The organism is Rosistilla ulvae (assembly GCF_007741475.1).
In the GTDB taxonomy this organism is placed as follows: Bacteria; Planctomycetota; Planctomycetia; order Pirellulales; family Pirellulaceae; genus Rosistilla; species Rosistilla ulvae.
Genome location: NZ_CP036261.1, coordinates 1,583,612 through 1,604,847 on the forward strand (window position 1 = coordinate 1,583,612; position 21,236 = coordinate 1,604,847).

Sequence of the window (21,236 nt, forward strand, 5' to 3'; positions counted from 1 at the left end):
CCAAAATGTCTAGCCCAAAGTCACCGTTTCACCCCTTCGAACGACCGATTCATTCGGCGACCCGTATGCTAGGCCATGTATATTTGATCGGAGCCGGTCCGGGCGATCCTCAGTTGATTACGCTGCGGGGGGTCCAATGTCTGAAAAAAGCGGATGTCGTACTGTACGACGGGCTGGTAAATCCGCAATTGTTGGTCCATGCGGCCGATGCTGAATTGGTTTGCGTTGGCAAGCACGGCCAGCAACGGATCTGGACCCAGGACGAAATCCAGGAGGAAATGCTACGTATGGCACGGCAAGGGCGAATCGTCGCTCGGCTCAAAGGGGGCGATCCCGCTGTCTTTGCTCGGGGGGCCGAGGAGACGGCTGCCTTGTCCGAGGCGGGGATCTCGTTCGAAGTCGTCCCCGGGATCACGGCTGCCTTGGCTGCGGGCAGCTTTACCGGTATTCCGATTACGCATCGCCACCACGCATCGGCCGTTGCGTTGGTGACCGGGCACCAGAAAGACAACGACGCGACCGATCTCGATTGGAATGCGTTGGCCAAGTTCCCCGGCACGTTGGTCATCTACATGGGCGTCACCACCGCCCAGACTTGGACCCAGGCTTTGATCGACGGCGGCAAACCGGCCGATACCCCTGCGGCGATCGTGCGCCGATGTACCTGGTCTGACCAACAGGTCTTCCGCTGCACCTTGGGCGAGATCGCGCTGCGGCTATCCCCCGCCAGCAAGATCCGGCCCCCTGCTATCGTGATCGTCGGCCCGGTAGCCGACCTGCCCGAGCAGCTCGATTGGTTCGACCACCGTCCCTTGTCCGGCCAACGCATTCTGGTCACCCGCCCCGATGGACAGGCCGGTGAGTTGGGCGACGCGCTTCGCGAACTGGGGGCCGATCCGCTGTATCAGCCCGCCATCGAGATCGTTCCGCCGCCAGATTGGTCCGACGTCGATGCCACTATTTCGCAGCTGGGCGAGGTCGACTGGATCGTTTTCAGTAGCCGCAATGGCGTCCAGTTTTACCTCGACCGGATCCTGAGGCTCGGCCACGACATGCGGCTGCTGGGGGGGGGGCAGATCGCCGCAGTGGGCGACCGGACGGCCGAGGCACTGCAGGGATATGGATTGCGAGCCGACCTCGTGCCGGCTGATTTCGAAGCGGAATCGCTGGCCGCGTCGCTGTCGCCGCAGGCTGCTGGAAAGCAGGTCCTGTCGGTTCGGGCCAGTCGAGGACGCGACGTTTTGCGGCAGCATCTAGCCGATGCCGGGGCGAGCGTCCGCGAGGTCGTAGCCTACCAGAATCGTGATGTGATCGATGCGGATGCCAAGATCCGCCAGCAGATGGCGGACGGGCAGATCGATTGGACCACGGTCACCAGCAGTGCGATCGCTCGTTCGCTGGTGCAGATGTTTGGCGAATCGCTGCATCAGACCAAGTTGGCCAGCTTGAGTCCGGTCACCTCGCAAACGCTGAAGGGCCTCGGGTTTTCGGTCGCCTGCGAAGCGGAGCATTACACGATCGATGGCCTGGTCAAAGCGATTGCCCAGGTCTGATGGGGGCGGCCGGTTCCCTGCTTCTCCGGCCCGATAAAGCAACTTTGCCTCGGATATCACGAGGTGGCTGGATTCACCGTCCAGGCAGTCTCCAGGGGCGTCGCGCTGCGGCGCAATTGTTTCAGGCTTCGCGCGGACTGCGGTCTTCTTAGCCCTTTTTGACGCCGACCCCGTCGGGCAAGGTCCCGTCGGCGACTTCGTTTTCCCATTCGTCCATCAGTGGCCACTCATTGGCTAAGGTGCCAAAGTCCGCCATCTTGAGGTAACTGCGAAGCCGATCGATCGTTCGGTTGAGCATCTCGTTATCCTTGCGGAAGATCGGCCCGTGGCTTGGCAGCAGCCAGACGACGTCGCTGTCGCGGATTCGTTCCAGCGACTTAATGAAGTCGTTGATGTTGCTGCCGTGATGGGCGTCGATCGCCCCCACGCAGCCATCGCGATAGATGTTGTCGCCGCTGAACAGAACATCGCCCAGGCGGAATGACAGTTGGCTGTCGGTGTGCCCCGGCGTGTGCCAGACCTCCAGTTCGAGATTGCCGATCCGGATCGTGTCGCCATCGTTGATTTGGTGTTCGATCTCGACCGGGGGCATGTCCAGGTGGATGTTTTGGGCCTTGATTTCTGCAAACGTGGTCAATTTGTCGCCGGTCTGCAGCGCTTCGACGGCCAGCGGATGGGACGTGACCGAGGTCCGCAGCATCTGCTTCGCTTTGGCTAGCCCTTGGATGTGGTCGACGTCCGCATGAGTTGCGATCAGCGTCTTGCATTTCGACAATGGGAAATCGAGTTGGCGGATCAGTTCGACAAACTCATCGACCGTCTCCTCATAGCCGATATCGATCAGCGTCCATTCCCCCTGGTCGTGGACCAAGTAGACGTTGCAGCCGAGCACTTCGCCCGCCTGGTAATTCAGTTCGATAACGCCCGGAAAGAGGGTTTTGTGGGGCAACATTCGTCTGTTCGTGGCCTGAATAAAAAGGAAAAATTGTTTCCCTTAATTCTAGGCGGGAAGAACCGAATGCAACAGATGCGGGCCGACCGATTTCCGTGCTCCCCGCTATGCTGCCCTTAGCGCTCCAAAACAGCTGAGGCGAACGTCTGATTGGTTTCCGGTTGTGGTTTCCCGTTCATGCCGTTTCGTTTCAACCGCATGCACCCGACGCCAGGGCTGCGAGGAACGCCAGGCGAGTCGCAGTAGGTTTGGCTCCGAAGCGCTCGCTGTGCCAGTGCCGCAGGCGACTTGTGTGTGCGTCGGTGGTGGCCGGAAGTCGGGGTGGGCCGGTTTTGCAAGGCGGAGGGGGCCCATCGATAGGCGATAGCGTTCGGTCCTTTGGGGAATCGTGAGCTATCGCTGGGCGGCTGATTTGACTAAATGTAAAAAATGAAATAGGCCAGCTGCGTTGATGCCCACGCCATCCCCAGGTGGGAAATAAGATATAGTCAACAATGGGATGGTTGTCAGTGTCGCCGTTCCGGAATCGTGGGCCGCCAATTCCAGAGTTTTAGAGCGTTAGAGAGAGTGATATTGATGGGCTTTTTGAAATCATGGGCTTCGAAGTTGGTCCCCGCAAAATGCACTAAACGACATCGACAGAACAAGGATCTCTCCAGTTGGCGGCGACGCGGAAGCCGGTTGGAGCGGCTCGAACGTCGAGACCTTTTGGCCGTCGATATTGTCTTCGACTACAGCTACGACGATTCTGGATTCTTTGACACGCAGGCCAAAGCTGCACTTGAACGGGCGGCGACCGATTACGAAACGCGTCTGCTCGATACGTTGAGCGCGATCCCGGCTCCTACGGCCGGCAACTCGTGGACCGCATCGTTCCAAGACCCGGAGACCGGCAGCACCGTTAATCTCCCGAATCTGCAGCTTGCCGAAAACGAGGTCCGCGTCTTTGTCGGCTCTCGCAATCTGACTGGCACAACGCTTGGCAAGGCCTCCACCGGGTATGGCGTCCAGTACACCGACCCTAATTGGGTCGACACCGTCTTGTGGCGTGGGCAATCCGGCGCAAATGAGCAGAGCACGTGGGGCGGCAGCATCGCGTTTGACACCACGCCAACATGGCACTTTGACGCCGGATTACCGACCTCAGGGACCCCTGACCTCTACAGCGTGGCGTTACATGAACTGGGACACATCTTTGGAATCAGCAACCAACCGGGGAACACCTGGACCAGTTACGCGACTCCGCTGAACGAACTCTCCCCGGCCGACCAGGCCCTGGTCGACAACGAACCCGGCGACTACTTCACCGGCCCCAAGTCGGTCGCTCTCTACGGCAGCCCGATCCCGGTTGACGGTGGCCACTTCGAGCACGACGTCTCCTACGCAGGAGCCGAAGCCGCACTCGACCCGAACTTAACCACCGGCACCCGCAAACCGATGAGTCCACTCGACTGGACAGCGCTCGATGACATCGGCTGGGACGTCGGCACCCGTTTCCTCAGCGGCACCGTCTTCGACGACAGCGTCATCGACAACGACCAACCCGACGCCGGAGAAGGCGAAGCGGGCCTCACCGTCACGGCAACCAACACCACCACAAGCACCCAATACACAACCACAACCCACACCGACGGCACCTACGCCCTCGAACTCCCACCAGGCACCTACGACGTTACATTCACCGGCGGCAGCCATGAAGGCCGAGTTGAAATGACTGGAAATGCAGTAGGTGCACACAGTATCAAGATCGAACTCGATACGGCGCAAGCTGTATGGGGTTCCTTTCAGCCAACAGTTCCTCAAAACGTTAGCATTTTCGCGAATTCGGCGACGAGTGCCACGCTGACGTGGGATGACTCGGAGCACGAGACGAGCTACCAAATCTATCGTTGGAACAATAAAACCAATACGGAAATCATAACACTTGCGGCCAACGAAACATCCTATACACCGACAAATCTAATTCCTGGAGAGCGGGAATGGTTCTACGTCAAAGCGGTCAACGGAAGCCAGTCTGCTCAGAGTGAATGGCAGTTGATGGTAATGCCGCTAGTGACACCAACAATCCCTCAAAACGTTAGCATCTCTGCGAATTCGGCGACGAGTGCCACGCTGACGTGGGATGATTCGGAACACGAAACGAGCTACCAAATCTATCGTTGGAACAACAAAACCAATACAGAAATCATAACGCTTGCAGCCAATGAAACATCCTATACACCAACAAATCTAATTCCTGGTGAACGGGAATGGTTCTACGTCAAAGCGATCAATGGAAACCAGTCTGCTCAAAGTGAATGGCAGTTGATGGTTATGCCGCTAGCGACACCAACAATCCCTCAAAACGTTAGCATCTCTGCGAATTCGGCGACGAGTGCCACGCTGACGTGGGATGATTCGGAACACGAAACGAGCTACCAAATCTATCGTTGGAACAACAAAACCAATACAGAAATCATAACGCTTGCAGCCAATGAAACATCCTATACACCAACAAATCTAATTCCTGGTGAACGGGAATGGTTCTACGTCAAAGCGATCAATGGAAACCAGTCTGCTCAAAGTGAATGGCAGTTGATGGTTATGCCGCTAGCGACACCAACAATCCCTCAGAACGTTAGCATCTCCGCGAATTCGGCAACGAGTGCCACGCTGACGTGGAGCGACTCGGAGCACGAAACGAGCTACCAAATCTATCGTTGGAACAATAAAACCAATACAGAAATCATAACGCTTGCAGCCAATGAAACATCCTATACACCAACAAATCTAATTCCTGGTGAACGGGAATGGTTCTACGTCAAAGCGATCAATGGAAACCAGTCTGCTCAAAGTGAATGGCAGTTGATGGTTATGCCGCTAGCGACACCAACGGTCCCTCAAAACGTTAGCATCTCTGCGAATTCGCCGACGAGTGCCACGTTGACGTGGGATGATTCGGAACACGAAACGAGCTACCAAATCTATCGTTGGAACAACAAAACCAATACCGAAATTGTGACGCTTGCGGCCAACGCAACATCCTATACGCCAACGAATTTAATTCCTGGTGAGCGGGAATGGTTCTACATCAAAGCGATTAATGGAAACCAGTCTGCTCAAAGTGAATGGCAGTTGATCGTTATGCCGCTTGCTTGATATCGGCCCTTTGTCGAACGTATTCATGGACAATTCGCGATAGGATTTCTCGGTTATCGCGATGCGAATTGTAGTCGTCCTTTAGTTGGGCAAGATGGTTCCGTATCTTGTTGATCTCTCTCCGTAAGGCGCGTTCTGCGTCTTGTGGAGTCTTTGCGTCAACGAATATGTTTTGGAAATCCCGAGAAAGAATAACCTGTGACGATCCGATCCTTGAATGTTCTGACAAAATCAAGTCCGAAGGGAGTACCCCCGTCCCAAGTCTGGCGATTCCACCGAAGCCAAACTTAATTGATCTGGCGTTGATCGCTCGACTGCAAAGGTCAATGACTCCTCCGGAGACAAGCTCGAACATGAACGACAGCCCAAATCCCAGGTGTAAATCATTCAGCCCGATGTGGATTTCCTCAACACCAGGCACTTCGAGGATTGATTCGAGTCGCACGACCGACGCAGGGGTTTCTAGGAGCAAGCAGGTCTTCGTTCGACCTCCCACAAGTTTCAAGAACTGCGCTACTTCGCTAGCAGTCGTAAACATAGGCAACATGATTCTGTCGGCACCAAGGTCCACGCAACGATCGATTTCGGTTCGGGAGTCGGCATGTATTGGGTTAACGCGGACCATCAACTCTGACGTAGAAAGAACCGAACGTAGTTTGCCCACGTCGTCAATCGCGTGTCGCGAAATTACCGTGTCCAAATGGCCCTGGCGTTTAACCTTTCCGTTGATCTCCAAGTCTACCATTACTCTGTTGACTCCAGCCGACTGTAAGACGCTGGCTTGGTCTTGGTCGTTAGTAATGTATATTAGATCCATGTTTTATACTTCAAAGTTCTGAGCGATATATTCAACAGACTCACGCTTTTTTATCACCTGGAAAACGCGGCCGTCCTCGTTTTTTCTTTCGACTAAGATTGGATTTGCAGGAAGAATGAACGGTGGTTTCATGACAATTGAATATGAACCTACGTTCCCAAATGCAATAAAATCACCCACTTCAATTGCCGAGTCCAACTGGTGGTGCATGATGTCGCTCTCGATGCACGTATATCCGGCAATGTCGCACCCTGGCATCCCAACGGTGGAGTTGTTTTGTCGAATTACGTCAATTGGCAAATTCTTAGCGCGCGCTGTCGGGCTGATGTCGAAGATGCTACCGGCGACCGTCGCAATGTTTCGCCCCCGGATGCTTTTGGTGCTTATTACCCTGGTGAAGAACCGAAACGTATCGGCGACTAGCGCGGTCCCTGGTTCAATGATCAACCTCGGTGGGCTTGCGAGGCTTCCGTATGCTTCGTTGAACAATTTCCCTACGAGCCTACCGTATTCTGAGAAAGTCGCGGGCGGTGACTCGAAGCCAGCGCGCATTTCGTTTGGCATGCCGCTGAAGTACCCTCCCCCGATATTCAGGAAGCCCGGCGGGTTGTCAGGGAAAACGTGAGCTGCCAGTCGCAGCATTTTCTTTGCCCTGACTCCAAAGCTATCCAGGTTTCGATCCGGGAAATGGCAGTGAAGTCCGGAAAGGTGGAGGTTCGGCGCGGCGCGTATTGCGTCCAGGCATTGCCCGAAATCCTCGCTTTCGACATCAACTCCGAATCTCGATTTAGAGCTTTCCGAGAGTTGGAAGTTGCAGCGAATTCCGATCCCGAAGCTTTGTCCTGGGCTCTCGGCCGCTATGGCAAGAACGTTCTTTAGGTCAGTAAGTGAATCTAGGTTGATCGTCGCGCCGTCACGCAACGATGCGGCTAAAGATGCCTCAGATTTATAGGGGCCGTTGAAGATAACGCGCGAGCCATCGACACCGATCCGTTTCGCCCAATCCCATTCCATTTCAGACACGATTTCTGCGTATCCACCCAGTTCGTTAACGATGCGACACACGTAGGGGGTGTAGTTTGTCTTGTAGGAGTACGCGATCGTCGTGTGTGGGAAGTGATCGTTGAATGCTCGGGACAGCGCTGCAAAATTTGAACGAAATTTGGATTCATCAAAAACGAAAAACGATGAACCATGGTCTTTCGTGATCACATCTGCAGCAGACCAGTCAATCATGCGGGCAATCCTTGCTCGTTGGGGAGTTCGTGAATAACACGATTTCATTTAGCGATAAACAGACAAAAGTCCCTGTCGCGAACTTCAGGCAGCGCGTCGCGATGCTTGACCTTCGAGATCGCCATTGGCGGTAGAGATATCTGCAGGCTCTGCTGGCGCACTAATGCAATCCTCGCTTGCCAATGTCAGGGAGGCCTCATCTTCCGCGCGTCGCGTCTCGACAACGCTTTGAAGTGTCGCGACAACCCAAATTGTTCGCAATATCAAAACGGCATCGTATCGCATCCCCGAACGATCGAACTCCCTGACGTACTCATTGTCAAATTGTATTTTTTGTTCCCACGTCAAGGCGTTTCTCCCCGACACTTGAGCCAGGCCAGTAAGTCCGGGCTTGACAGTGAAACGCATCTTCTGCCAGTCGCTGAAGTTTTGATAGTCGCCTAGCTCATAGGTAACCGGAGGGCGAGGGCCAACGACTGACATTGTGCCCATGACAACGTTGATGAACTGAGGCAATTCGTCAAGGCTGGTCATTCGCAAAACCCGCCCGACTCTCGTAATGCGACTATCATCGCTATAGCTGAATAAACCAGTCCCCGTTTGCTCGGCGTCTTTGACCATCGTGCGAAACTTAAACATTGAAAAAACTTCACCATTCAAGCCAAGCCGGTCTTGCACGAAAAACACAGGCCCATTCGAATCCAGTTTGGTGAGGATAGCGATCAAAGCAAAGAGTGGTGCGCAAGCCGTTAGGATAGCGGAAGCAAATACGATATCGAAAATGCGTTTTAACATGGATTAATCTAAAAGCAACATAGGTTTATACTGGTGTTCGCCATTCGGGATATGGCGCATTTGCATTACTGACGACGTTAAGGTATGCCTCGTACAGGCTTGTTGTTATTGGCCCAACCTTTCCGCGCCCTATCGGTAATCGATCAACGGAAGTAATAGGGCCGATTTCAGCAGCAGTTCCGCAAACAAAAGCCTCGTCGGCAATATAAAACTCCGATCGATCCACGTCCCGTTCACGTACTTGAATGCCGAGGTCTAGTGCAAGGCGTAGTATGGTATCGCGAGTGATGCTCTCGAGTATCGAATTGGATATGGACGGTGTCACGAGTTCACCATTCCGAACCAGGAAGATGCAGGCGCCTGGTGATTCGCTGACCTTTCCACTCGCGTCAAGGAGGAACGGAATTTCGAAGCCATTTCTTTTTGCCTCTAGGAACGCATAACGCCCGTTGATGTAGTTTGCGCCACACTTGACACGCGGAGGAAGTGTTCGGTCGTCGATGCGTTTCCATGTTGAGATGCACGCGGACTTACCTTCGATCGCGGCAATGTTGGTTCGCGGTCGTGGCATCGGCGCGATGAACACCTGCACTGGTTCGCTGGACGACCAGCTGCCTTCTTCGTCGACGAAAACCGTTGCACGGATCGCAACATCCTCCTGGTAACGATTGAGCGTAATCGTTTTGCAAATCTTCTCTTCAAGCTCCTCCGCGCCTAGAGGGCACTTCAGGCCGAGGATTTTGCATGACTGAAACAATCGCTCAATATGCTCGGGCAGGCGAAACAGGAGCAATTGCAGTGCGTCGGCACTCCAGTAACCGCGGATCCCCTCAAAGACGTTCAGCCCAAATTGCGACGTGGGCGACAGGACTGACACCTTCGCCTCGCAAGCGGGAACGAAAGCACCTTTGAAATAGATCAGTCGGTCTGTGGGGTCGGTGGCTGCAGAGCCATCGGCTCCTAATGCTTCGGAGCGTGTCGTTACTACTGCATTCGTTAGGGCATTATTCATGAATACGTACTCGTTTCCCACTAAGCCGCGGCTGACCGATGATGTTCAACGCAATCATCTGGGGCGGCAGATTCCTGATACGTTGCATGCGTTTCACGGTGCTTAAGCCAGGATGCGATACCTGCGGCCAGATTTCCCATGGAATAATATCCGTGGAACCCTGGGCTGATCTCGCCGGCAGGAAGCTGGTCCGTATTCCTTGTAGCTACGCAGTTCACAGAACCGATAACTTCAATCAGATTTGGGTCGCGAGCAATTTTTGCTTTGCAAACTTTTTTGCGAATGATCGATTCAAAGTTTTGCAGTTGGAGAACGCTCGGTGTCCGAAGCTCGACAAGGAATTGCAAGTGCTTGCTATCACTTGCCGAATCGATGCGTGCAATTCGCGTAATATGTTGGTCTTTCCAAAACGACACGTACGTTTGGCTTTGGTTTACGTTGGTGCGCAGCACTCGAGTCAATACGGCGGCACGGTTAATCGATTCACGCGGAGTTGCGGAATATTCGCGTTCCGATATTCTTGTTAAGTTCGTTGAGGTCGTGCAATGGACCCTATCAGCAACGAGGTTGTCAGCTGGGTGCCTCCCAGCTAATGTCCAGCCAGGCTGTGATCGAGTTACGGACTCTACATCGAGCTTGCGCAGCGCGACTCCGGCGTCCATGCATCGGCCGACCAAGCGGTTCATGAAGTCGACAAAGCCGTGTTCCGGTCCCTTCATTTTTCGGGCCTTGCGGAAAAGACCTGGTGTCTGATGGGCAATAAAGCTCTTGAGTTTGTTTTTGTAGTTGAGGTGAGCGTCACGATATCGAAGTGGCTGTATGAATCGTATCCCGCTGAATAGGGTGTATCCAGCAAGCAAACGGAAACCAGACATCATTAACATTAAACGATTGTGGTAACCCACGTGAATGCCAGAACGGTGGATGCGAATTGGTTGCTCGTCGAGTTCGACAAACGACGCACCAGAAGCTTTCTCCAGATATTCATATACACCTGGAAATACTTCTATTAAATGACACGCACCTTCTACAGCAACAGCGTCTGCGATCGAAACCGTCTCCCAGGCCCCGCCAAGGCTTTCGCTTCGGTCAATTAGACAAACTCGGCGCCCTTTGTTGGCCAGTTCTAACGCGACCAGCAACATCATTGGGCTGGACCCGATCACCGCATCATCATAAGTGTTGGCTCGTTCGTTCATTGTGTTTCGTCAGGCTCAATAACTGGCCTTCCCTGTTTACGCGACGGCTCGGACTTCCGTTGGGGCGGCTTGCTGATTCATGTTGTCGATGTTCATTGAAGCCAAAAGCCAGGTGTCTGCGTTGTATTTTCCCTGGACGTTCTGGTGGATGACGTACCCAAATTCGTGAAGCACTTCCTTTTCGGCTGGATCGACATAGACGAGCATGTGCTGGTAGTTCTTCAGTTTGCGAAGCACAGCGCGAAGCGTCTCGCCCTGAAATGAGTTGTAGAGGTAGATCAAAAGCTTGTCAGATGAAACAAAGTTTTCAAACTCGACGGCGCTGTCAACGACAACTTTTACCTTTTCGGGGTCAAGTGATGTTTTGGCGATATTCGCATTGGCGATTTTTGCCAGGTCTGGGTCGTATTCAATTCCGATGCTAGGGTGGATTGAATGATCTGCGTTTCCCAAAGCGTGCACCAAAAGTGCTTTGCCTTTCCCGCACCCCATGTCTAGGAACTGGAAGCTGCGGAACTGCTCTTCCCCTAACAGTCGTTTCGCCAATGCGACTGAGTTTCGTGTGACCGAAGTAAACGATGCAACGTAGAGCAGGCCGTTTTCCGCATCCTGGGTAGAGCCAGTAAGCGATTGACTCTCTTTTGGAACACGAGCGCTAGTTCTGGTCCCGTGACGTAGGTCAAATGCAAGGGACTCCTTCGCGTAAGTGTAGATAAATCTAAAGCCTCGCTTTCGCAGGGCGGCGATAGCATATGAAAGATTCATGCGGAAGCCTTGAGTGCTAAGGGATTTGCGATGCTTTCGAGATGCGCGCAGAAGTCGGGGAAAATCCGAGCGCCGTCAAATTGTGTCTCGTGTAACTTAGTCGAGGCAGCTGAGAATGCGTCGACCTGCTGGTTGTTGTTTAGCAAGTCGCCAAGTCGCCTTGCAAGGTCAAGTGAATCACCTTCTCGGTAAACGAACCCGCAGTTATGCTGACGCACAAGTTTCCCCATTTCACCGTCGATCGCGCTGGCAATCGCCAGCCCGCCGGCTAGGTATTCGGAAAACTTGTTTGGGATATTCAGCATGAAATTTGGGACGCACTTGTATGCGATCAGGCCGATGGAAGAAATCGTCATTAAACGATGAACTTCTGTTGACGAAAGCCACCCAGGTATTACTACATTTGGAAGCCCTTTTGCAAGGTCTTTCAGGTGTGATACACGAGGTCCGCTGCCGGCGAGAACGATCTTGAAGTTGGGGTGTTTCGACGCTAGCATTCGAGCTGATTCGATGACGGTTTCGAAGTCGGATTGGTAGCCAATGTTTCCGATGTAGCACGCCAGGACTGCTGATTCATCGACACCTAGCCTGTTTCGTAGGTCCGCTAGTCCGGTGGCATCGAGATCTTTCGGCAGGCGTGGATAGCACATTGGAAATACCTCATCCAGAGATTGGCGTCTGCGTCTCGCTTTGTTGAGCCCCCAGTCCAAGTAGGATTCAGTCAGCGCCGTAATCGCAGTTGCATGCTGGAAAGCGTATTTAACACGGCGTGAACATCGATCCAAATAGGTCTTCGCAATTGGCTTCAGGAAATTTAGACGCTCTGGTATGAAATCAACATATATGTCGGGCCAAAGGTCTCGCACATCGACTACCACGGGGACATTGTTGCGTTTCCCAAATGCGACCGCAGATGCGCAAAGCTCAATAGGGACATTGCAAACATGAATCAGGTCAGGAGGTGCAGCGCGTTTTCCTGCCAGTGTTGCGAAATTGCTAGCTAGGCTTCGGTGGTTGCGTATGCGAGCAACCCCAACATGCTTTGCATACTTGGGGCAATCAATATATTGGAGATCGTACCCTTCGAAACGTTCGAGCGCAGACCCTTCGGTCAACATCAATTTCGACTGATGACTAAATGCTGACCGCCAGCGTGTGACTTCATGGCCACGTTCCGCGAGATATTCAGCAAGCGTATTCGAACGCCATTCGCGGCGCCCAAGCACCTGCTTAGACTCAGGCGGATTCTCCTGTGCATGAATGACCCAAAATTTCATTGTCCGATTCCCTTGCCTGTGTAACCCGCAACTACCAATTCGTGGGGACGGAGGTTCCGCCCTGCCAGCCTTAAGTCAATGGCACGTCGTGCCGATCGTGATCAGCTTGCACTGTGTTCGCGATTTTACGCTGATGAAGCGCTTCCCTAACCGTAGCTGTTCACCCGCGTTTATAGTTCCAGGGCGGTTCGTGATTTACTTGCAACTTTCGCACGCAATGCAAGACGGGCGTTTGAAAGTCGTCCTGGCGCCGTGCAAGCTCCAACAACCGGGTAAATCATCTTCCAGCTTTTAGTCGCAGGGAAGATTACCTATTCACTAATATTTTCGCAACATGTCTTGTCGAGCCAAACTAGCTTCACGCCTTGGAACCGAAAGTAGCAACGAAGCCGCAAAGAACGTCCTCGAATCGAAGAAATCGCCACTAAATTGCGCGGATGTAAACATAATGGCAGCAAGTGAGAGAAATCTCCAATCGATCGAGCCTCGACGAATGCAGCTTCCAATAACGATTCCGAGATTTATGATGAATCCTGACAACAAAACAAGGCCGATACAGCCTCCTTCAACGCCGACTTCCAAGAAAAGGTTATGAGGGTACGGTTGGCCCATTTCATTTCCCCAGCCCGCCAACCCATGTCCGATTAGGGGCCGTTCCAGACACAATTCAAACGCTCTGGAAAACAGCTCCCAACGTGACGAAGCATAGCCCTGCCGGTAGGTTGCCTCCACAAACCGATCTTCAAACTTGTGAACCCCGTACTCCAACACTCCAGGTGTCACAAACGCAAAAAACAAACACAACAAGATGCAACCCACCATCATGGATGGAAGCAACCAGCGATCTTTCAACCAATCGCGTAACAAAGCTGGAGAACAAACTAGACAGGCTACGCACAAACCAAGCAAGGCGCCCCGAGACCCAGTGAGCACCAAAGGCACCAAGAGAATGCCGATCAACATGATTCTCGCTACCCGCCGGCGTTTAAAGAACAGGCATGCCATAATGCATATGCAAACGTATCGACCGAAGATGTTGGGGCCTCCACCCAATACAGCCAAGCGTGCGCCCGTTAGCGAACTTGCGCTGGAAATAATCTGGGGCAATGACATCGAAACCAGCAAGAACGAACTGATTACAATAGCGTTCCAAAGCGCATCGCTGAACTCTTGGTTGGCGTCCGAAACAGCCCAGCGGTAGGTACAGGCAAACATTATTGCGCACAGAGAGATTTCATATAGCTTGTATCCGACAATGCCGGTTTCCAATGTCCAAAAACCACTAATAACGAGCCAGAATAGCAACGCCATTAGTGAAATAAGCAAAGAAATGCTTGCGCCGCGAGTGCTTTGACTCCCTGGGCGTTTTGGTGCGCCCACAAATGTAAGTGTCGCAAACGTGAGAACACTCCAAAGCCGGACTTCAAAAATTAACGAAGGGCTGATCGATCGTGGTTCCACGTCAGGAATACCTACGTCGAGAATGCGATCAAGCCCCCATCGCCCAGCGAGGATGCTCAAGGCAAGTGCGAAGCTAGCGGCAGTGGTTAGGTGCATTGGGTTGCCATGCCGCAATCGGAATTTGCTTCTTTAGTTAGTTCGCGCAACACTTGATCGCACGACCTGAATGTCGATAAGATGTCGCGGAGCACGAGCACGGCGCGGAGACTTAAGGATCCTACAAGTGAGTAGAGCACAGCGTCTGCGTCAGGAGAAACCCAAACAAGACATGCGCAAACCCACAGCGACACGATCCCTGCACGGAGGTTCAGGGGGCTGTTGTTGATCACATCCAAAGTGCACTGCATCACCGAACAGATTGTCAGTGGCACTTGCGCAATCAGCAGAACCCTGAGCAATGGAACTATTTCAACATACTGCTCAGTGAGCATTATGGAAACAACATACGGCAAGTTGTCCCACAATAGTATTGTCGCAAGAACGGAAATGGTTGCGGAAAAGCAGAATGCACCGAGTACGATTTTCTTTGCCTCATTGAATCGTTTTTGCTCGATCTTCACACTCAATGTCGAGTGGATAAGTGCTCCAACCGGACTTACAACTCCTCCGACGGCCACGATCAGGGAAATCCCGAAGGCTACCGCCGAAACATTAAGATTGCCACCATGCTTTGCGGCAAACATGACAGGTAGCCATAGCATTAGTTGAAGAGACGCGCGACCAACGCTTCGAGGCACACCAAACGCGACAGTGTTTCGCAATTGTGTTCGAAAGTTATTTAGATCAAAACCATGGTCACAGGTCCGAAGGATATTGAGCAGTACTCCTCCAAATACCCCGCTCACGACCAAAGCAACCCCTCCCATCTTTACATGCATTGAAGTGTTGCCCAACGCGATGATTGGTAGCGGAATCGCAAACATCAGAACCCGTGCCATACTCGCGCGGATGAATTGTCGCTTCGCGTGCCACCAACCGGAAGCCAATGCAAAGAATGCAGTTCCTACAGCCCACGATGCCACAAGTGGCAGGTACTGCGCAAACTCAACCGGAAGATTCGCAAATTTGACTATTCTGCCTGCTAGCAGCCAACTGGTCGCAATTGCGACGAGACCGAATGCACTACACCAAAATAGAGCGGCAACGAGAATGGACTTTTCGTTTCGGTTTCCTTGGCGAACATGATCCAGTGCGACGTATTGCGTTACAGCTAACGGAATTCCCAGTTCGATAAACGGTAGCAGCGTACTTAATCCACGGCGGCACAACGCAAACAACTCAAAATCACTCGGGCTGAATGCTGTTGCTGAAAGCTTCCACATTGCTGTTAGACAAAATAGAGATGCAATCGATACAATATAGCTGCTCGCATATTTAACGAGGCGTTTGTTGCGTAGGACAAAGCCTTGGTTTTCTAACACCAATTCGCCAGTCATTAGCAAACTCCACGGTAATTTGGGATTCTGAGAGATCTATGTTTTTTCACAATCAGAATTTTTCGGTCACGTTCGAATAACGCTGAACTGGGCCCACCACTGCCAAGAAAATAAATGGTGCGTAGGATTTAAAACGGTGCGTTTTTTCGAAACGCGAACATTTATATGACTCATTCTGAAGTGTTTTTTTAGCAGAATCGCCTCGTTGGCGACATAGGAATCTCTGTTTATAAGTGACACTGAGGGCTTGGCAGGAACGGTGCTCCTGCTGGTCCATCGGTTTTGGGAAATCTAAACGTGCTGTATCGTCGGCAGTAGAAGGTAAAGGAGCTAACACCCTATATTCGAGCGATTTTAAGTAAAGTTGATTGGTCTAAATCGCGTGCTATACCGCGGCAATTGAGACGACAAGATCTGCGTTTGCATCACTAGGGAGTGCGCGTACTGAGATAGTGGCTAATCTGTTGATGTCGGATCATATGTTAAGCTACCTAAAGGCTTCCAGGTTTTGTGCACGTGAGACTTGTCTGCGAACACATTCTTTCGATGCATTCGCGACCTGCCGGTCATCCGTTCGTCGCGTCTGACACCAGTTGAAATGCTCCGCAGCTTGCTCGTATGACTTCTGGTTGTATAACGCAAAAGCCAACGCCCGCCGATAGGTATAGTTGTCAGGCTGATTCTTAACCGCGTTTTGCAGTGCTTCAATCGACTGATGTGTTTCACCGATCTGGCGGTACAAAGAGTGCAACGAATAGTAGTTGCGAGCTTGAGTTTCACGATCATCGATTTGTGTGTTTTTGAGTGCCAACTCTTCAATCAAGACACTCGCCACAAGCTGGGTATTTCTTTCTTCCGATGCGGCTCGGTAGGCGTAATACATTTGCCATAGGCCGGTCGCCTCCGGATGTAGCTTTTCGATTAAGAAGCTCGCCGGGAATATCTGTCGCAATTGTTCGATTAGCGACGCCTGGACCACTGGGTCGTGATTGAATGCAAATCGCCAATGTTCAAAACCTTCCTCCAATCGCCCTGAGGTGATCAGTTGTTTGCCTCGCAACATGTGAACAATCGCGTCGTGCTTCCGTACTCGCAACGCTTGTTCTAGCATCGAATTGGAAGCTTTAGAGTGGTCGACCTGCGAACTTTTTGGCAATGCAAATGCGTAGGCGTTCCCCTGCAACGGATAGTGCGCGAATGCGCTGATTGCCAGTGATTGTGCTGAACACTGTGTCGCGTTAGTTAACTCGATTGGATCAGCCGGCAAAACATGCAGCGTCGGATTGTTTTCCGTGCGCCACATTGCTTGACAGAGCAAAATACCTGCGTGCCGATGCGTGGGATCACTGGCAAGGGTCTTTTTTAGCAATTCGATTTCACGACCACTCCGCTGGCTCTGTTCGATATCTGCATCGCGGGTCACAACACGAAATTCATTCCAGTCCTTTGCAGCACGCGCTGGTGGCAACAAGGTTGTCAGCGAGAATCCGAGCATCGCAAGGCAGATCGTACAAGTGATCGCTTGTCCCGAAGAATTGATCCTGACTTGCGTCGTCCATCGAAATATCGCGACGAGGGACGTTAACCACGCCGCCAGACTGCCTTCGGTCGACCTTGCAACCCCAGAAACGCTTCCAGCCTGGAGCAGGCTGGGCAACCAAACAGCGGCCGCCATGACAAGAAGGGTCCACGACATACATGCCGAGATGTACCATACAAAATCGCCAGTCGAATGCACAAGACTTGCCACGATCGCAGCACATAGCGGCGATGCCAAAGCGGCCAACCGAAGCGACTGTTGGGAATCGATGGATGTTACTCGCCGCAGACAAGGCAGCATGCGAAACAACAGTAGCAGGATTACACAACACAGCAACACGAAAGCAAAGACACCACCTTCCATCAACAACGGCAGGTAGCCGCTTTCGCCATGCGTAAATTCGACATTGTAGTATTCTGCCATGTAAACCGGATAGACATCGGGATGGGAACCGATGCCTGTGCCCGTCAGCCAGAAGTTTTGTGTGGCGGAAAGCATTGCGTCCCACAGGGCGCGGCGTCCATGCGACAGCTCTGCAAGCGATTGCGACTCGTGCAACGTCGACAACCGCCGGGCGAGCGGTTCATATCCGTAAATGCAAAGTGCCGCGATGACCATCGCGCCAATCCCCCCGGCGAATTTGAGCGTCGCACCCTCCCCAAGGTTCTGCCAGTGATGCAGTCCTACAGCGACGAGAGTTGCCGCAGCAAACGCTAAAAAACCGCCACGCGAAAACGTCAACATCGCAGCTAAGGCGACCAGCCCGATCCCGAAGGTGATCACAAGCACTTCAAGCGTAACGGGGCGGCGCTGCTTCTTACCAGAAAAGTTGCTGCGGCGATGCCGCTTCGACTGATTTAGTTTTGTTGGTTTTGTCTGCCCACGAAACGCGGTGGATAGCATCCACAGCAACGGCCCAATCCCCAACGCCATCATGTGGGCGAAGTGGTTTTGATTTTGGAATGGCCCTTTGACGACTCCATCGGTGGTCCGGAATGGGTGCTCGTAGAACCAGAGGAACTTTCCGTTGCTGGTGAGAAATTGAGCGAGTCCAAGGACAGCCAAGCCAATCGTGCCGTAGGCCAGGCTACGGAGCAGCCATTCAACATCTTCAAGCCTCCGAATCCGCTGGACCAACAACATGAAAAACAGCGAATAGGCCAGGTAGACCGCCAACGCTTGGCGAGTGGCGTGCGGTGCCAACGAAATCGTGTTCCAGGTACCGATTTGGAAATGGTCGGGATTGGGGGATGAAAACCAAATCGGCAGCAATTCGCGAAGGTTCGGCGAGAGGGTCAGTAGCACCGACTCCGGCCAGGGAATCAGTTGGAACACCAACAATAACGCTCCTGCCGCGATGATCGACTCGGCACCGCTGAGCCGCAGCACAGCCGTTTTGCGAGACAACGATTGCACGATCCAGGCGAGCGCCATCAGGCTGACGAAGCAGACGAAGACAAACTTCCCAAACGGTCCTCGTCCACCCATGAACAATGGGGCGACAAAGAGCACCCCGTAAAGAGCCCAGTCAAACGCGCGAGCCGCGTATCGTTCGATTGTGGAAGGAGAATCGTCCATGAGATCTTGCTGCGTTGGGACAGCCGCCGAAACCCTGATAGTTCAACACGGAAAAGCGACGTCCTGCCGAGGGCTATGCGGCTTTCCGGTGAGGCGGTTGCGTTGGAGCTTGCTGCATCGGCAGGGCGTCGACCGTATCGTCTTGCTCTTCGTCGCCATAGCCATAGCCGTAGCCATAACCGTAGCCGTAGCCATATCCGAATTGGCCACCCGAAACACTGTCGTCCACACGGTTCAAGATGATACCTGTCAACTGGACTCCCAGTTGCCCCAATTGCTCGACCGACCGAATCACCAGCTTGCGATGGTTCTTGGCAGGTTGAACAACCATCATCAGTCCATCGACGAAGCGGCCGATGATCGCTGCATCGCTTGCGGCGACCACTGGCGGGCAATCGACAAGCACTTGGTCGTAGTTGGCTTCGGCCCAGGCCAACAGTTCGCCAAAATGGGAGCTGGAGAACAATTCGGTCGGGTCTTGCGGCCGTGGACCGGCGGGAATGATTGACAGGTTGGGAATCCCTGTTCCTTTAACTTCATGGTTCCAAATCGGTGCAACAACATCCGCTTGCGTCAGCAGTTGCGAAACGCCGCCGAGGCCCCGCATATCGAATAACCGGGTCAAACCGGGCTTGCGAAGATCGCAGTCGATCAATAGCGTTCGCTTTCCTGCTGTCGCGTAGGTAACTGCCAAGTTGGCGATCACTGTTGTCTTGCCATCGCCTGGTTCGGAACTTGTAACCGCCAGCTTTGAGAAATCGCTCCCTTGCAACGACAACGAAGTACGCAAAGTGCGAAATGCTTCGCTCTCGGCGCTCTTGGGATTCGTGAACATGTGCAAGTTCTGCCCTCCGGCTTCGCCCGATCCATTCAAACTCTGGATCATTGCGATCACCGAAACGCCGACCTGTTCCTGTAGTTCGTCGGGCGACTGGAAGCGATCCTCGAGCAGGTCCGTCACGTAAGCAATCGCGATTCCGATTGCACAGCCTGCAAAAATACTTAATACCCCGATTATTCTTAGTCGGGGAGCGACCGCGCCGGGAGACGCGACAGGTTCACCCACCACGGAAACGCGGATGTCTCCTCCTTCGGTCTGCAGATCGATGTTGGCGATTTGATTCAGCAACGTGTCGTGCCAATTGCGCAGCCGTTGCAGCTCATTTTCGACCAATTGCAATGAGGTCATGCGGCCGTTCAATTTAACCGCCTCGGCTTCCGCGATCGCGTACTCCCGCTCCAGTTGTTCTTCATTTGCCTGCGTCTCGGTCAGCGCCTCGCTGATCATCGAAAGCAACATTTCGCCTAGCTGTTGTTCCTGTTGAGGTCCGTTGGCGGCATTGATTTTCGCTCGGTATTCCAACAGGTAACGCTCCGAATCCGCGATCTTCTGTTGCAGCATTTGGATCGTTGGATGAACCGGTCCTAAGTGCTTTGCTTGGGATTGCAAAAGCGCTCGGTCGGCGAGCAGTTTCTGCTCCATCTCGTCGGCAACCTGGGCAAAGCGTGGACTCATGCCAAGCCCGTTGAGCATCAGCTCGCGACCAATCGTCGGTTCCAGTTCGACCAAATATTGTCGCAGGTCGCCGCCGGTTTGAATGGCATGCTTCACTGCCACTTCCGATGCCTGAAGCTTCAATCGCTTTTCTCGCGCGGCGACCAGAATGTCGTTCATCTTCACCGCGCGTTGGACCAGCGGGTGAACGACGGTGCTGCCGCTTCGCAACCCAAGGTCTCCCGCGTCGCGGCTCACCGTCACCCATTCTTCTTGTTTCGCTTTGAGGTTGCGCTCTTTCTCCCGCAACTCATCTTTCAATATCGTGGCGATCTCGACCGAGACATCTTTGTGACTGGTGTCGATAAATTCGAGATACGATTCCACCACGGCTTCGAGAACAGCCCGCGCGGCAAGCGTCGATTTGGAACGATAAGAAAGCTCAATAATGCTGGTCCGTCGCGCCGCACTTGCTGAGAGCTTGCCACGCAGCAGATCTTTCCACTTTTCCTCCGGCACGCCAGCGAGGTCGACCTTCAACTCGCTATCGAGCTTGCGGATTCGATCCAACGCACCGCCGAGAACAACCGAACTCTCAATCAACCGTTCGTGGGTCGCAACTAGCGCATCGTTGTTCAGATTCGATGAGACGCCAGCGTTCAGCATGTCGGGGCTGGTCTGCGTCACCAACAGCTGGGCCTTCGCTTCATAAACCTTGTCTGCCGTCAGGTAGTAAAATGCCCCTAACGCACATGTAACGAGCAGTGAAAACGCAATGTATTGCTTCTTACGACGAAGCATCCGCAGGAAACGCAGGGCCGCATGGATAGCGTCGGCCGCCTGAAACTCGTCGCTTCCATGTTCGGTTTCCGACAGCCGGGGGGCGGATTCTCTTTGCACGTTGCTTCTCGGCAGTGTTTAGACGGACGGATTGGCTGGCATGAGCCTCGATTGGATGGTCAATGCGGGGACTCTACCGAAA

Annotated in this window: 14 protein-coding genes; 2 read left to right on the forward strand and 12 right to left on the reverse strand. The window is 53.1% G+C overall.

What is annotated here, in order from left to right; translation table 11 throughout:
- Nucleotides 1-65: 65 nt before the first annotated feature.
- A complete protein-coding gene (gene cobA, locus EC9_RS05750; protein WP_145343149.1) occupies nucleotides 66-1,553 on the forward strand; it encodes a uroporphyrinogen-III C-methyltransferase in 1,488 nt (495 codons plus the stop codon).
- Nucleotides 1,554-1,701: 148 nt separating this feature from the next.
- Here cobA and EC9_RS05755 read toward each other — a convergent pair whose 3' ends face one another.
- Nucleotides 1,702-2,505, reverse strand: coding sequence for an MBL fold metallo-hydrolase (locus tag EC9_RS05755; protein WP_145343151.1), 804 nt, complete (start codon nucleotides 2,503-2,505; stop codon nucleotides 1,702-1,704).
- Between the two features lie 708 nt (nucleotides 2,506-3,213).
- Here EC9_RS05755 and EC9_RS05760 point away from each other — a divergent pair.
- The gene (locus EC9_RS05760) at nucleotides 3,214-5,643 is read left to right on the forward strand and encodes a fibronectin type III domain-containing protein (protein WP_218934612.1); all 2,430 of its coding nucleotides are present in this window, start codon (nucleotides 3,214-3,216) and stop codon (nucleotides 5,641-5,643) included.
- Here the strand turns inward: EC9_RS05760 and EC9_RS27275 are convergent.
- The 11 genes from EC9_RS27275 to EC9_RS05815 all read right to left on the reverse strand — a co-directional run bounded on the left by EC9_RS27275 (nucleotide 5,627) and on the right by EC9_RS05815 (nucleotide 21,154).
- Nucleotides 5,627-6,460, reverse strand: a complete 834-nt coding sequence (locus tag EC9_RS27275; protein ID WP_145343155.1) for an aldolase/citrate lyase family protein — start codon at nucleotides 6,458-6,460, stop codon at nucleotides 5,627-5,629. The two genes, EC9_RS05760 and EC9_RS27275, sit on opposite strands and share 17 nt — an antisense overlap.
- 3 nt (nucleotides 6,461-6,463) lie before the next feature.
- Nucleotides 6,464-7,696 (reverse strand): type III PLP-dependent enzyme domain-containing protein, encoded by a 1,233-nt coding sequence (locus EC9_RS05770; RefSeq protein WP_218934613.1) that lies wholly within the window; start codon nucleotides 7,694-7,696, stop codon nucleotides 6,464-6,466.
- 84 nt (nucleotides 7,697-7,780) lie between these two features.
- Nucleotides 7,781-8,491, reverse strand: coding sequence for a sugar transferase (locus EC9_RS05775; RefSeq protein ID WP_145343159.1), 711 nt, complete (start codon nucleotides 8,489-8,491; stop codon nucleotides 7,781-7,783).
- 25 nt (nucleotides 8,492-8,516) lie between these two features.
- Nucleotides 8,517-9,503 (reverse strand): branched-chain amino acid transaminase, encoded by a 987-nt coding sequence (locus EC9_RS05780; RefSeq protein ID WP_145343161.1) that lies wholly within the window; start codon nucleotides 9,501-9,503, stop codon nucleotides 8,517-8,519.
- Nucleotides 9,504-9,523: 20 nt separating this feature from the next.
- Nucleotides 9,524-10,702 (reverse strand): hypothetical protein, encoded by a 1,179-nt coding sequence (locus EC9_RS05785; protein WP_145343163.1) that lies wholly within the window; start codon nucleotides 10,700-10,702, stop codon nucleotides 9,524-9,526.
- Between the two features lie 36 nt (nucleotides 10,703-10,738).
- Entirely contained in the window at nucleotides 10,739-11,467 is a 729-nt protein-coding gene (locus tag EC9_RS05790; protein ID WP_145343165.1) for a class I SAM-dependent methyltransferase, read from the reverse strand.
- Nucleotides 11,464-12,744, reverse strand: a complete 1,281-nt coding sequence (locus EC9_RS05795; RefSeq protein WP_145343167.1) for a glycosyltransferase family 4 protein — start codon at nucleotides 12,742-12,744, stop codon at nucleotides 11,464-11,466. Before EC9_RS05795 ends, EC9_RS05790 begins: the two co-directional genes overlap by 4 nt.
- Before the next feature lie 318 nt (nucleotides 12,745-13,062).
- On the reverse strand, nucleotides 13,063-14,301 hold the full coding sequence (locus tag EC9_RS05800; protein ID WP_145343169.1) for an O-antigen ligase family protein: 1,239 nt from the start codon (nucleotides 14,299-14,301) through the stop codon (nucleotides 13,063-13,065).
- Entirely contained in the window at nucleotides 14,292-15,641 is a 1,350-nt protein-coding gene (locus EC9_RS05805) for a lipopolysaccharide biosynthesis protein (protein ID WP_145343171.1), read from the reverse strand. Before EC9_RS05805 ends, EC9_RS05800 begins: the two co-directional genes overlap by 10 nt.
- 487 nt (nucleotides 15,642-16,128) lie before the next feature.
- Entirely contained in the window at nucleotides 16,129-18,357 is a 2,229-nt protein-coding gene (locus EC9_RS05810; RefSeq protein ID WP_218934614.1) for an O-antigen ligase family protein, read from the reverse strand.
- A gap of 475 nt (nucleotides 18,358-18,832) precedes the next feature.
- A complete protein-coding gene (locus EC9_RS05815) occupies nucleotides 18,833-21,154 on the reverse strand; it encodes a polysaccharide biosynthesis tyrosine autokinase (RefSeq protein ID WP_145343175.1) in 2,322 nt (773 codons plus the stop codon).
- Nucleotides 21,155-21,236: the final 82 nt, after the last annotated feature.